The organism is Buttiauxella brennerae ATCC 51605, assembly GCF_001654925.1.
GTDB lineage: Bacteria > Pseudomonadota > Gammaproteobacteria > Enterobacterales > Enterobacteriaceae > Buttiauxella > Buttiauxella brennerae.
In genome coordinates, this window is record NZ_LXER01000032.1 from 129923 (window position 1) to 143141 (window position 13219).

The window sequence follows — 13219 nt, forward strand, 5'->3', positions numbered from 1 at the left end:
CTTATTTGTTCTTATTGCACATCGGGAAGCCAAGCGCTTCACGAGAAGCGTAATAGGCTTCGGCCACAGCTTTAGTCAGAGTACGAATACGCAGAATGTAGCGCTGGCGCTCGGTAACCGAGATGGCCTTACGGGCATCAAGCAGGTTAAAGCTGTGCGCGGCTTTCAGAATGCGTTCGTAAGCAGGCAGTGGCAGTGGGTTTTCCAGCGCCAGCAGGTGCTGCGCTTCTTTCTCATACTGCTCAAAGCAGGAGAACAGGAAATCCACATCGGCGTGTTCGAAGTTGTAAGTTGATTGCTCAACTTCGTTCTGATGGAACACATCGCCATAAGTGGTTTTACCCAGCGGGCCGTCGTTCCAGACCAGATCATATACGCTGTCTACGCCCTGGATGTACATCGCCAGGCGCTCTAAACCGTAGGTGATTTCACCCGTAACCGGTTTGCATTCCAGGCCGCCAACTTGCTGGAAGTAAGTGAACTGAGTCACTTCCATGCCGTTGAGCCACACTTCCCAGCCCAGACCCCAGGCACCCAAAGTTGGGTTTTCCCAGTTGTCTTCTACGAAGCGAATATCATGAATAGTGGGGTCCATACCCAGCTCTTTAAGCGACCCAAGGTACAGCTCCTGAATGTTGTCAGGAGAAGGCTTGATCACTACCTGGAACTGATAGTAGTGCTGTAAGCGGTTCGGGTTTTCACCGTAACGGCCATCGGTAGGACGGCGAGATGGCTGCACATATGCAGTCGCCATCGGCTCTGGCCCTAAAGCCCGCAGGCAAGTCATTGGGTGAGAGGTGCCGGCGCCGACTTCCATGTCCAAAGGTTGAACAATGGTGCAGCCCTGGCGAGCCCAGTAGTCCTGTAAAGTCAGGATCAGGCCTTGAAAGGTCTTGGTATCAAACTTTTGCATGTTGATTTCGCACGCGTTCGAGAGGGTTAAAAAGGGAAGCGGTCAGTATACACTCAAAACCATTCGAGTTGCATCAAGACGGCAACTGAATGAATCCCCTGGAGCTTAGTACACTAAGCGACTGGGGTGAGTGAAGGCAGCCAACGCAGAGGCAACTTGAAGGGTGACGAGTGTACCTTTTGAGGGAAGATAATCAGCCCGCATTCTCAGGCTGATGACGTTGTGTTGCGACTTTAAGTGGTCGAAAGATGTAAAAACTGGCCGCTTTCGTCGAATGAGCAGGTAAACCCTTCCTTGCGAACGGTGCTGCCAAGGATCTCATAGCTTCCCTGATACTGCTTAAAATCCACCACGCTGATTTGTTGCTCGCGGGTGTTGTAGCGATATGCCGCTTCCTGCTTACAGGTTTCTATCATCGCACCACCTTCAACTGCAGGTTGCTGTGCGCCCTGGGCATATTGCGGTTGTTGCTCCGGTGTACTGCAAGCGCTCAGTAACAGAGCACAAAAAACGAGAACCCAACTGCTATTTTTTATTTTTGGCATCATCATTCGTTACGTGTACGTTAAAATCGTTATTGTTATTCAATAATTAACAGGTATTTCATATTCTGCAAACCCGCTTCGCGGCTGACAAGATAGTGAATGCAAACTCAGATTAATACCCGTTTAAGCCATCGAGGAACGAATGCAGCAAAAAATTAACTGGATTGATAACTTGCGCGGGATTGCGTGCCTGATGGTCGTTATGATCCATACCACCACCTGGTACATCACCAATGCGAATATTGTCACGCCATTTAGTTGGGATTTATCAAACGTGCTCAACTCGGCTTCTCGCGTCAGCGTTCCGCTGTTCTTCATGATTTCAGGCTATCTGTTTTTTGGTGAACGCAGTGCACAGCAGCGTCACTTTTTGCGCATCGTCACCTGCCTGCTGTTTTACAGCGTGGTTGCGCTTATCTATATCAAATTACTGACCCCCATCAACGCGGGGCTTTCGCTGCGCTACATCCTACAAAAGCCGGTGTTTTATCACCTGTGGTTCTTCTTTGCGATCATGGTGATATACCTGCTTTCCCCCTTGATTCAGGTGAAAAAAGTCAACGCGATGGTGATTCTCGGGCTGATGGTTTTGCTGGGTGTTATCGCCAACCCCAATACCGTGCCGCAAACGCTGGGCGGGGTGAAATGGCTGCCGATTAATTTATACATTCGCGGCGATACGTTTTATTACGTGCTGTATGGCTTGTTAGGTCGCGCGATTGGCATGCTGGAAACGGATAAGCGCTGGATTAGCGGACTGGCGGCAGGCCTGTTTGCGTTGTGTATCTTTTCGATATCAACGGGTACGCGCCATCAGTTGGAAGTGAACGGGAGTTTTGCCGATACCTTTTATGTGTACTGTGGGCCGCTGGTGTTTATCGCCGCCATCAGTTTACTGGTACTGGTAAAAAACACGCTCAATGCCCGCCCGCTGCCGGGGCTGACACTCATTTCGCAGCATTCGCTGGGGATTTACGGTTTCCATGCGCTGATAATCCACTTCTTGCGCACCCACGGTTACCAAATCACAAACTCACCGGTGCTGGATATTTTGTGGATTTTTGGCGCGACGCTTGCCGGAAGTTTGCTGCTTTCCATGGCGTTACAGCGTATCGACACACGAAAAATGGTGAGCTGACGGAAAGATCTCTGTATGTTAATCACACAAATTATGTGGATATACAGAGATGAAGCGATGAATTACCAAATGACATCGATTTATTTTTATTCTTTTAAAGCCATGCTGTGGGCTGCTTTTTGCCTGACGATCAGTTTCTTCGGCAGCCCTGCTCCCTTTTTTTTCCTGTTAATTCTCGGCATTGTGTTCCCGGTCGTTATCTCTGTCCGGCTCCACACGCTGACCGAGCAAGGCGCAGTGCTAAACAACAGCCAGGCCGAGGAGTGGCTGGTTTTTGTCAACGGCATTCCTGTGCAGGAAACCCGACGCCCCTTGTCCAACCCGTTCTTTTACAGCACCCAGCGAGCCGCGCAGTTTTTCCGCAGGGCATTTTTAATGCGGGCGGTGATACAAGCGTTGATTATCGGTTGGATGCTGGTGACCTGGCCGCCTTACGAAATGTTTATTATCTCTGCGGGCATGATCCTGGCGTTACTGATAATGCTCTACAGCCTGATACATACGCTTAGCAATTTGCAGATGCTCAACAAAAATCACTGGGAAATAGAGTCACTTAAAGCACCGGGTGAGAGTGAATGGTTTCAGGCATTCTTTACCTGGCGCAAGCGCCGCCAGGGGGCGCTGGAAAGTGTACTGAGTCAGTTTTGAAGAGTATTTCTGGCGCGGGCGCGGTGCAGCTGGCGTGGTGATGAAAAGCCCGCAGCAACCGCCGCCTGCTCCATGCGTTGCCCCTGCAATAAGCGCTGTTCGGCAATAGCCAGGCGCAATTGTTCGAGATAATCCCGCACTGAAATCCCCAAATGCTGCTGAAAAAGCCGCGATAAATGGCGCGAACTGACGTGAACTTTATCGGCAATTTCCTGCACATCCCACGCCGATTCCGGCGCTGCCGAAAGCAAATCCTGCGCACGATGAACCGCCGGATGAATGTGGTTACGGTAACGCAACCACGGCGATAACTGTGGGTCATCACCCGAACGACGAAACCACACCACCATCTCTCGCGCCACGTCGAGTGCCGCTTTCGGGCCGCAATAGCGGTTAATCAGATGCAGCGAGAGATCAATCCCGGAGGTAATTCCGGCGCTGGTCCAGATGCCCCGGTCTTCGACAAAAATACGGTTTTCTTTCACCTGCGCCGTAGGCGCGGCTGCGCGTAATCTTGCCAGCACATCGTGGTGCGTGGTGCATTGCACGCCGCTCATCAGCCCGGCTTTCGCCGCCAGCAGCGAGCCTGAACAGACGCACATTAAATTGAGTTGCTGGCTATGAATTTGCGGTTGCAGACGCGTCAACCAACGGCGCACCGCCTCAGCTTGTGGCGTATCAAAGTAGCGATTTGAATCGCAAACGCCGGGAAGCACTAACAAACTGCCTGGCGGGAAACTTTCCGGCAGCGGTTCGATGCCCGAAAAATTGAGTCCAATGGAGGTAGAAACTTGTGGGTCCGGGCCGATGAAATGCAGGTGAAAAGCATCGCCTGCAAGCTTCAGCGTTTCCGCTGGGCCACTCAGGTCAAGAGACAGAACACCAGGCAACACAACGAACCAGACCCCAATACTCACGATAAAGACTCCAGGCACTCAGCAACAGTTTGAATTTCGGCAAAACGCCCCGCCAGCACCGTTTCAGTGCGGTGGCGCAGGGTTTGCGTATCCAGCGTAACCCCTTTCCAGCTCATCGGGAAGGTGAGCATCGCTTCGCTGACAAATGAAACGCGATAACCCAAATCAGACGCTACTCGCGTGGTGGTTTCGCAACATTGCTCGGTACGAATACCGCAGATAATCAGGTGGTTAACGTCACGGCTACGTAACCAAAGATCAAGGCCAGTATCGGTAAATGCGTTGTGAACGTGTTTCTGGAACGCCACATCCGCCTGATGTTGCAAAAACGGCATCGCTTTAACATAGCCGGAAGCCAGTGAAAACGGGCCTTCATCGTCAACATGGAAGATATCCACCACCGGTATTTTCAAATCCTGGCAACCAGAAATCAGCTGTGTAATAGCCTGCTGGAAAGCTGGGAGATCCTCTTCTTGCCAGTAATCGCGATGGAAAAAAGATTGCTGCGTGTCGATATTAATCAATGCGGAACGGGACATTTTCGGACTCCTCATCAGTGGGTATGAGGCCATTATGACAAGGGTTAGTGCTATTGCTAATACCAAAAACGGACAAGGTGAAGGTGATATGGGACAATCTTCTCCTTACCCATGCACACCGCCAGATTCAGCTGCAAAATGTGTTACTCTCGAGCCTGAAACCCTTCGGAGAAAATCATGATCAGCAAGGCAGCGCGCCCCACGATAAGCGATGTCGCGAAAGCGGCAAAGACCGGTAAAACCAGTGTTTCCCGCTATCTAAACGGCGAGCAAAATGTGCTGTCTGACGATCTTCGTTTGCGCATTGAAACAGCGATTGCGCAACTCGATTACCGCCCAAGCCAAATGGCTCGCGGCCTAAAACGTGGGCGTACCCGCTTAATCGGCCTGATCATTGCCGATATCACCAACCCCTACTCTGTCGATGTGCTCAGTGGCATTGAAGCGGCGTGCCGTGAAAAGGGCTTTACGCCGCTGGTCTGTAACACCAACAACGAAGTGGACCAGGAGCTGCATTACCTGGATTTGCTGCGCAGTTATCAGGTGGAAGGCATTGTGGTGAATGCAGTGGGGATGCGCGAAGAAGGGTTAAATCGCCTGCAACAATCCGCCCTGCCGATGGTGCTGATTGACCGAAAAATTCCTGATTTTGCCTGCGACGTGGTGGGTCTTGATAACATTCAGGCTGCAACAACCGCCACCGAACACCTTGTCGAACAAGGGTTTGAAGCCATTTTGTTCCTCAGCGAGCCTCTCGGCACGGTGAACACCCGCCGCGAGCGACTGAATGCCTTCCACGCCACCCTCAAACGTTACCCGGGCATTGTGGCGGAAAATGCCGAAGTCCCGTTGCACGAAGCCGATTTGATGGATAACACGCTGCGCCAGTTCCATTCTGCACACCGTGGCATGCGCAAAGCGGTGATTTCTGCCAACGGCGCACTGACCCTTCAGGTGGCCCGTTCCCTGCGCCGCATCGGCCTGCACTGGGGCAGCGACATTGGCCTGCTGGGGTTCGATGAACTCGAATGGGCAGAGCTTGCTGGTGTGGGCATCACCACGCTTAAACAGCCGACCTGGCAGATTGGTTATGCCGCTCTCCAGCAGGTCGTGAAGCGCATTGAAGGCGGTGGCGACACCGTTTATGAGCAGGTTTTTTCCGGCGAGCTCATCGTTCGCGGTTCTACCGTCCGCTGATCAATGTTCGTGATAGCGATCATAAATTGAACATGCCTGGCTTTTCTTTGGAACCGGTTCCATCTAGCGTAATAGTTATATTATTTAGATGAGTCTGGCCGGAGAATTTAATGCCGAGAAAAATTATTGTTGTCACCGCAGCTTACGGGCATGACCGCATTGCGGCGCTGGGCGGCCAACAAGCACTGTTGCCCATTATTGCCGGGGCGGGTGCCGATGGCGTCGAAATCCGCCGCGAGCTGTTAAGCAATACGCAGCTCGATGCCCTGCCAGAGCTGGCGCAGCAAATTGCCGGACACCGCCTCGAGGCCTGTTATTCCGCGCCGGAGCCGCTGTTTGCTGAAGACGGCAAACTGAACCCGCTAATCCCCTCTTTGTTACTCGAAGCCCACCAGCTGAATGCCAGCTGGCTGAAACTTTCGCTCGGCCATTTTCGCGGCAGCCAGCAGTTTTCTGTTTTGCAACAGTGGCTGGCGCAAAGTGATGTGCCATTAGTCGTGGAAAATGACCAAACCCTGTGTGGCAAACTCGCCCCGATGCAGCGCTTCCAGGCCGCCTGCAAGGTGCTAAACCTTCCAGTGACGCTCACTTTTGATATGGCGAACTGGCTGTGGGTTGATGAATCTCCAGAGGCCGCCGCACGCGTGCTGGCACCTTCTGTCAGCTATATCCACGTCAAAGCCGCCGTGCCACACCATTACCACTATCGGGCCATTGCGCTTGATGATGCCGAACCGCGCTGGCTCGAATTACTCAATAACCTGCCAGCCGATGCGCCACGCGGAATCGAATTCCCGCTCGAAGGCCGCGACCTGACGGCTGTCACCCGCCATTACGTCAACTTATTACGCGAGGAGTAAGCGATGTCGACGCAACTTGATGTCATTACCATTGGTGAAGCGATGGCGATGTTTGTCGCCAGCCAAAGCGGCGATTTAGCAGCCGCAGAGCAGTTTGTGAAACGTGTCGCTGGAGCTGAGCTGAACGTTGCCACGGGTCTTGCGCGTCTTGGCCTGAAAGTGGGCTGGGTTAGCCGCGTGGGCAATGACTCTTTTGGCCGCTATGTTCTGCAACAACTGGTGAAAGAGAATATCGACAGCCACGGAGTGACAACGGACGAGCGCTTTGCTACAGGCTTTCAGCTTAAATCTAAAGCAGAAAATGGAACCGATCCCATTGTGGAATATTTCCGTAAAGGCTCGGCAGCCAGCCACCTGTCGGTTGCGGATTTCAACGCAGAGTACTTTTGCTCCGCACGCCATTTGCACTTAAGCGGTGTGGCGGCAGCATTGTCGGATAGTTCATTAGAACTGCTCAATCACGCCGCTCGCGTGATGAAGCAGCAAGGGAAAACCATTTCGTTCGATCCGAATCTGCGCCCGGTGCTGTGGAAAAGTGAAGCCGAAATGGTGAAACAATTGAATCAACTCGCCTTCCAGGCAGACTGGGTGCTGCCAGGATTAAGCGAAGGCGCAATCCTGACCGGGCACAAAACCCCGGAAGCGATTGCCGATTTTTATCTCGACCAAGGTGTCAAAACGGTGGTGTTGAAAACGGGTGCGGACGGCGCCTGGTTCAAAACATCCAGCGGTGAAAAAGGGGCCGTAAGTGCGGTAAAAGTCGAGAACGTCGTTGATACCGTCGGAGCAGGCGACGGTTTTGCGGTGGGCGTAATCAGCGCCCTGCTCGAAGGGAAAACCTTAGAACATGCCGTCAGCCGCGGGAATAAAATCGGCTCACTGGCGATTCAAGTCATCGGCGATAGCGAAGGGTTACCGACCCGTAGCGCGCTTGGCGAATAAACGAAGACTGCATCAGCTGTGCCCTACACCCGGCATGATGCGACTCTCCTCAACATAGAGGCAAGGCCATGAAAACCCAGTCCCTTTCATCAAAGGTAATCGCGCCAAAACGTTGGTGGTACATCATGCCAATCGTGTTTATCACCTACAGCCTGGCGTACCTCGACCGTGCTAACTTTAGCTTTGCATCTGCCGCAGGCATTAACGACGATCTCGGGATCACCAAAGGGATTTCGTCTTTGCTTGGCGCGCTGTTTTTCCTCGGTTATTTCTTCTTCCAGATACCTGGTGCGATGTACGCCGAACGCCGCAGCGTGCGCAAACTGATCTTCGTTTGCCTGATTTTGTGGGGCGGTTGTGCGTCACTCACCGGGATGGTCAGCAATATTCCGGCACTGGCGGCGATTCGCTTTATCCTCGGCGTAGTGGAAGCCGCCGTGATGCCTGCCATGCTGATTTACATCAGCAACTGGTTTACTAAGTCTGAACGCTCGCGGGCGAATACTTTCTTGATTCTTGGCAACCCGGTGACGGTGCTGTGGATGTCCGTCGTTTCGGGCTACCTGATTCAGGCATTTGGCTGGCGTGAAATGTTTATTTTTGAAGGCATTCCAGCGGTTATCTGGGCATTCGCCTGGTGGATGCTGGTCAAAGATAAACCTGCGCAAGTTGGCTGGTTGTCTGATGCTGAAAAATCCGCGTTGCAGGCTCAGCTTGAGAAAGAACAGGAAGGCATTAAAGCCGTGCGTAACTACAGCGAAGCATTCCGCTCGCGCAATGTGGTGCTGCTGTGTATGCAATACTTTTGCTGGAGTATTGGTGTGTACGGCTTCGTGCTGTGGCTGCCATCAATCATCCGTGGCGCAGGAACGGCGGGCATGGGAATGGTGGAGGTCGGCTGGTTGTCATCGGTTCCTTATCTGGCGGCCACTATCGCGATGATTGTGGTTTCATGGGCTTCGGACAAAATGCAGAACCGTAAGCTGTTCGTCTGGCCACTGCTGCTGATTGGTGCGCTGGCCTTCCTCGGCTCCTGGCTGGTAGGTGCCGATCATTTCTGGGTTTCCTACACTTTGTTGGTGATTGCCGGTGCCGCCATGTACGCGCCGTATGGCCCATTCTTCGCCATCATTCCTGAAATGCTGCCACGCAACGTTGCCGGTGGCGCGATGGCCTTAATCAACAGTATGGGCGCACTGGGTTCGTTTGTTGGATCCTGGTTTGTTGGCTACCTTAACGGGGCGACCGGCAACCCATCCGCTTCCTACGTTTTTATGGGGGTAGCATTGCTCGCGTCAGTATGGCTAACTCTGATTGTGAAACCGGCGAGAAACCAACAAGTTCCGGTGGAAGCACACCACGCCTAATCTCAAGCCAGGCGGTCGTTATACCGCCTGGACTGTACTTAACTCAACGGAGAACGCTATGAAGCCGTCCGTCATCCTCTACAAAAAGTTACCTGACGACCTCCTTGCCCGCCTTGAAAGCCACTTTGTCGTCACTCAACTAAACGATTTAAGCCCGCAAACTGTCCAGCAAAATGCGCAGGTTTTTGCCGATGCACAGGGGATCCTTGGCTCGAGCGAGACAGTAGACAAAGCTTTTCTGGAACACACGCCAAAGTTGCGTGTCGCCTCAACGGTTTCGGTTGGCTATGACAATTTCGATGTCGATGCGCTGACTTCACGGGGTATCGCGCTAATGCATACGCCAACGGTACTGACTGAAACCGTGGCGGATACCATGATGACACTGGTGCTGGCGACGGCTCGCCGGGCGGTAGAAGTGGCTGAACGTGTTAAAGCTGGCGAATGGCAAGGCAGCATTGGGCCGGACTGGTTTGGCATCGACGTGCACCACAAAACGTTGGGGATTTTAGGCATGGGCCGCATTGGCCTGGCGCTGGCGCAACGTGCTCACTTCGGCTTTAACATGCCGATTCTGTACAACGCTCGCCGTCACCATCAGGAAGCGGAAGACCGCTTTAACGCTCGTTATTGCGACCTCGACACCCTGCTGGCCGAGTCCGATTTCGTCTGTATTTCATTGCCATTGACCGATGAAACTTATCATCTGATTGGCGCGGAGCAACTGGCAAAAATGAAATCCTCAGCGATTCTGATTAACGCAGGGCGCGGCCCGGTGGTTGACGAAAAAGCACTGATTCAGGCCCTGATGGACGGCACAATTCACGCCGCAGGTCTGGACGTATTTGAACAAGAGCCGCTGCCGGTGGACTCGCCGTTACTTAGCCTGCCGAACGTCGTGGCGCTGCCGCATATCGGTTCTGCGACGCACGAAACACGCTACAACATGGCGGCCTGTGCGGTAGATAATTTGATTGCGGCGCTGAGTGGCAACGTGAAAGAAAACTGCGTGAACCCGCAGGTATTGAAGTAATAGTTATTTATGTAAGGATTAGGGCCGGCCGGAAACTGCTGGCTCAGTTTACGCAACGACAAGTTTACGCAAACGAGTAACATCGACCATTTTCTCAGCTTCCGCAAGGCTGTACGACGTTTGCAACTTTAGCCATACATCTGCAGAACTTCCGATAACGACAGCTAACTTAACCGCCATTTCAGGGGTAAGTGCTGCTTTTTCAGTTAACAAGCGGCTTGCAGTTGAAGGCGCTATATCCATCGCTCTGGCAAATTCACGCAAGCTCACTTTGAGTTCATCCAGCGCTTCCTGAATGATGGCGCCTGGATGTGGGGGATTTTTCATTTTCATTAGTGGTAGTCCTCGTAATTTAAAATCCAGGCATCTCCTTCGTAAAACTCAAAGGTGATGCGCCAATTTCCGGAAACAGTCACAGACCAGAGATTTTCTCTATCTCCCTTTAGCGCATGCAGTCGATAACCAGGCATATCGATATCAGTTATCTTTTCAGCCGCATCAATAATGGCCAGACGGTTACGCAGACGAGGCACATGCTCCCAAGGCAAACCCTGAGACTGCTTGTTGAGAAACAGCTTTTTTAGTCCTTTGTGTTTAAAGCTACGGATCATCCTAAATCCCCGTTCCCTATGAAGGAACAATAACACGACTGTTTCGCCTTGCGCAACAGTCGTCGATTAAAAGATTTTCTGAGAATAGCTGCAGCAAAAATACAGGAAAACGGGCAAGAGAGAATTTCTCGAGGAGCTACGCATCCCCCGGATAAAGCATAAAAAAAAGGATGAGATCTGAGCCTCATCCTTTTTAAAATCGAGTGTTAACTTAGAAATCGGTATTAGAAAAACCTGTCATTTCTTCGAGGCCCATCTCACGGCCTAACGCCGTCATTGGATGGACGATAACCAGGCCACGTACCGCTTTTTTCAAAGCGCCCATGTTGGCTTGCTCTTTTTTGGTGATAGGACGCTTGTAAGGCAGTGCCATCAGTTTTTGTGCTTCTTTGCTCAGCTTCTGGTTGCGCACCGCTTGCAGGCGCACGATCTCAATTTCCAGCTTCGCTTTCTCTTTTTCCATCTCAGCGTACTTTTCAGCATCGTTGATCAGATGCAGTTCTGGCATCTCGTGACGGATAAGATCGAGGCGATCGCTCAGGCGTTTGATTTCTGCTTTTTCGATTTCTTTCATTTTTGATTAACCGTGAATAAAGTTCATTGCTGGCAAGGATACACCATTCGGCTTAAGAGGGCGAAAAGGGAGTTCGGTCAGAATTACTTCTGGAAGGCTTTTTTTAAGCTGATCCGTGAGATCAGCTCAGTTAAAGAGAGCACCATCGTGGAACGCACTATTTGCTGATAGCGCTGTTTTTGCATGGCAAACAGCTCAGGATCGCTGCCATCAACAAACTTTGGTGTCGGCGGTAGAGCAGAAACGCAGTGCAGTTCACCGAATGGGCCAAGCATCTCATCGTCGGTAAAATTATAGTCATTACCGTCATGGTTTAACTCTTCACGCAGCGCCATCAGCAGTTCGCAATCTTCGTACTCCGCGCGATTGAGCACGCCAAGCCCGTAGATAAGTTTGAGACGCACGGAAAGATCCCCTAGTGGCCCGTCACCATCCAACAAGGGTTCAACCGCATATTTCACCGCATAGTCGTCTTTACGGAAGACCTGAAGCACCAGGATATTAACCGCTTCGGTGAGAAGTTCGACCGCGGTAATCAGCAGGCTGCGTACGGTTTTGCCGGCATTGAGACGCTCAAGCACACGGTTTTCAAAGGCCTGGGTTTCTTCCATCTTTGCCTGCATCACTAAAATTTTCTATTGGGTGCAGCATCCACTGCACCCGCTCTCTTCTGCTACGCTTTAGCTTCGTACGCTTTCACCGCCTGAGCTACCACGTCGCTATTGGCATCAAGACCAGAAATTTCTGCCAGAGTGGCCTGCGGGCCTTTTTCTGCCAGAAGTTTTTCCAGTTCCTGAGCTTGCGGATCTTCTGCGCTGCGGTAATGCATCGCTGCGGCAATACCTTCAACCAGGTTCAGGTGTGGCAAGCCGTATTCGATGGTGCCAAGCAGTGGCTTAATCAGACGGTCGCCCGCACTTAACTTACGCAGTGGCTGGCGGCCTACGCGCTCCACATCATCTTTCAGATATGGGTTCTCGAAACGACCAAGGATTTTCTGGATGTAGGCTGCGTGTTTGTCTGCATCAAAACCGTAGCGTTTGATAAGCACCGCACCACTTTCGTCCATTGCCCCTTTCACGACAGCACGGACTCTTTCATCCAGAATTGCATCGCGAATGGTCTGATGACCGGCCAGTTGGCCAAGGTATGCGGTTATAGCATGCCCGGTATTCAGCGTGAAGAGTTTGCGCTCAACAAAGGCCATTAGATTATCAGTAAGTTCCATGCCAGGAATGTTCGGCAGGTCACCTTTGAACTGAGTTTTATCAACAATCCATTCGCTGAATGTTTCAACCGTGACTTCAAGCGGGTCATTAGTCGCAGATTCTGATGGTGGAACGATACGGTCAACCGCAGAGTCAACAAAACCAACATGTTGCTCAACCCAGGCCTGATCATCTTCCGACAGCGCCTTCATGACGTGGCCTTTAAGCTGGCTGGTGCCACGCACCATATTTTCACAGGCAATAATATTCAGCGGCTTTTCGTTGCCATTGGCACGGCGCAAAACCAGGCCTTTTGCCACGGCGGGTGCGATACGCTCAAGCACCACTGGACCGACTGCCGTGGTCACCAGGTCTACATCAGCAATCAGGGTAATCACTTCATCACCAATGCTGCTGACGGCATTCACGTTGGAAACGGTATCAATTTGCTTTTGCTCGCCAACAACATGCACCTGGTAGCTATGGCGCGCATTCAGCGCATCCAGCACAGTCTGGTTTACATCGGCAAAGGTCAGCTGAATACCCGCGTCTGCCAGCAGTTTTCCGATAAAGCCACGTCCGATATTACCTGCGCCAAAATGTAATGCTTTCATGTTGTTCACCTTCTTAAATTTGAATCACCCGAGAGGGCTGGGGTGAGGTTGTTTTGGTCTTGTGACGAAAACAACCCTCACCCTAACCCTCTCCCATTCGGGAGAGGGAAGTG

General features: G+C 52.0%; 16 protein-coding genes. 7 read left to right on the plus strand and 9 right to left on the minus strand.

Translation table 11 applies throughout. The features are described from left to right. Window position 1: 1 nt before the first annotated feature. Window positions 2-913 (minus strand): glycine--tRNA ligase subunit alpha, encoded by a 912-nt coding sequence (gene glyQ, locus M975_RS17830; protein ID WP_064561234.1) that lies wholly within the window; start codon window positions 911-913, stop codon window positions 2-4. Between the two features lie 233 nt (window positions 914-1146). Further along, window positions 1147-1458 (minus strand): YsaB family lipoprotein, encoded by a 312-nt coding sequence (locus tag M975_RS17835; RefSeq protein WP_064561235.1) that lies wholly within the window; start codon window positions 1456-1458, stop codon window positions 1147-1149. A gap of 142 nt (window positions 1459-1600) precedes the next feature. Between M975_RS17835 and M975_RS17840 the strand changes: the two genes are divergently transcribed. Together M975_RS17840 and M975_RS17845 are read left to right on the plus strand one after the other, a co-directional pair. After that, window positions 1601-2596, plus strand: a complete 996-nt coding sequence (locus M975_RS17840) for an acyltransferase (protein WP_064561236.1) — start codon at window positions 1601-1603, stop codon at window positions 2594-2596. 69 nt (window positions 2597-2665) lie between these two features. Then, a complete protein-coding gene (locus M975_RS17845; protein WP_157093407.1) occupies window positions 2666-3244 on the plus strand; it encodes a hypothetical protein in 579 nt (192 codons plus the stop codon). Here M975_RS17845 and M975_RS17850 read toward each other — a convergent pair. Together M975_RS17850 and M975_RS17855 are read right to left on the minus strand one after the other, a co-directional pair. Then, a complete protein-coding gene (locus tag M975_RS17850; RefSeq protein WP_064561238.1) occupies window positions 3235-4161 on the minus strand; it encodes a GlxA family transcriptional regulator in 927 nt (308 codons plus the stop codon). The two genes, M975_RS17845 and M975_RS17850, sit on opposite strands and share 10 nt — an antisense overlap. Then, a complete protein-coding gene (locus tag M975_RS17855) occupies window positions 4158-4700 on the minus strand; it encodes an isochorismatase family protein (protein ID WP_064561239.1) in 543 nt (180 codons plus the stop codon). Before M975_RS17855 ends, M975_RS17850 begins: the two co-directional genes overlap by 4 nt. A 177-nt stretch (window positions 4701-4877) precedes the next feature. Here M975_RS17855 and M975_RS17860 point away from each other — a divergent pair, with 177 nt between their 5' ends. The 5 genes from M975_RS17860 to ghrB all read left to right on the plus strand — a co-directional run bounded on the left by M975_RS17860 (window position 4878) and on the right by ghrB (window position 10099). Continuing rightward, a complete protein-coding gene (locus M975_RS17860) occupies window positions 4878-5897 on the plus strand; it encodes a LacI family DNA-binding transcriptional regulator (RefSeq protein WP_064561240.1) in 1020 nt (339 codons plus the stop codon). Window positions 5898-6007: 110 nt separating this feature from the next. Then, window positions 6008-6757 (plus strand): sugar phosphate isomerase/epimerase family protein, encoded by a 750-nt coding sequence (locus tag M975_RS17865; RefSeq protein ID WP_064561241.1) that lies wholly within the window; start codon window positions 6008-6010, stop codon window positions 6755-6757. Between the two features lie 3 nt (window positions 6758-6760). Further along, on the plus strand, window positions 6761-7699 hold the full coding sequence (locus tag M975_RS17870) for a sugar kinase (RefSeq protein WP_064561242.1): 939 nt from the start codon (window positions 6761-6763) through the stop codon (window positions 7697-7699). 68 nt (window positions 7700-7767) lie between these two features. Then, the gene (locus M975_RS17875; protein WP_064514504.1) at window positions 7768-9066 is read left to right on the plus strand and encodes an MFS transporter; all 1299 of its coding nucleotides are present in this window, start codon (window positions 7768-7770) and stop codon (window positions 9064-9066) included. Between the two features lie 58 nt (window positions 9067-9124). Continuing rightward, complete coding sequence (gene ghrB / locus M975_RS17880; protein WP_064561243.1) at window positions 9125-10099, plus strand: glyoxylate/hydroxypyruvate reductase GhrB; 975 nt, start codon at window positions 9125-9127, stop codon at window positions 10097-10099. Between the two features lie 48 nt (window positions 10100-10147). Here ghrB and M975_RS17885 read toward each other — a convergent pair whose 3' ends face one another. The 5 genes from M975_RS17885 to mtlD form a co-directional block, all read right to left on the minus strand. After that, on the minus strand, window positions 10148-10432 hold the full coding sequence (locus tag M975_RS17885; RefSeq protein WP_064561244.1) for a HigA family addiction module antitoxin: 285 nt from the start codon (window positions 10430-10432) through the stop codon (window positions 10148-10150). Next, complete coding sequence (locus M975_RS17890; protein WP_064561245.1) at window positions 10432-10710, minus strand: type II toxin-antitoxin system RelE/ParE family toxin; 279 nt, start codon at window positions 10708-10710, stop codon at window positions 10432-10434. Before M975_RS17890 ends, M975_RS17885 begins: the two co-directional genes overlap by 1 nt. A 211-nt stretch (window positions 10711-10921) precedes the next feature. Beyond that, window positions 10922-11284 (minus strand): YibL family ribosome-associated protein, encoded by a 363-nt coding sequence (locus tag M975_RS17895; protein ID WP_064514511.1) that lies wholly within the window; start codon window positions 11282-11284, stop codon window positions 10922-10924. Window positions 11285-11367: 83 nt separating this feature from the next. Beyond that, window positions 11368-11907 (minus strand): mannitol operon repressor MtlR, encoded by a 540-nt coding sequence (gene mtlR / locus M975_RS17900; RefSeq protein ID WP_064561246.1) that lies wholly within the window; start codon window positions 11905-11907, stop codon window positions 11368-11370. Between the two features lie 50 nt (window positions 11908-11957). Beyond that, window positions 11958-13106: a mannitol-1-phosphate 5-dehydrogenase gene (mtlD, locus tag M975_RS17905; protein WP_064561247.1), complete on the minus strand. Its 1149-nt coding sequence runs from the start codon at window positions 13104-13106 to the stop codon at window positions 11958-11960. Window positions 13107-13219 lie beyond the last annotated feature (113 nt).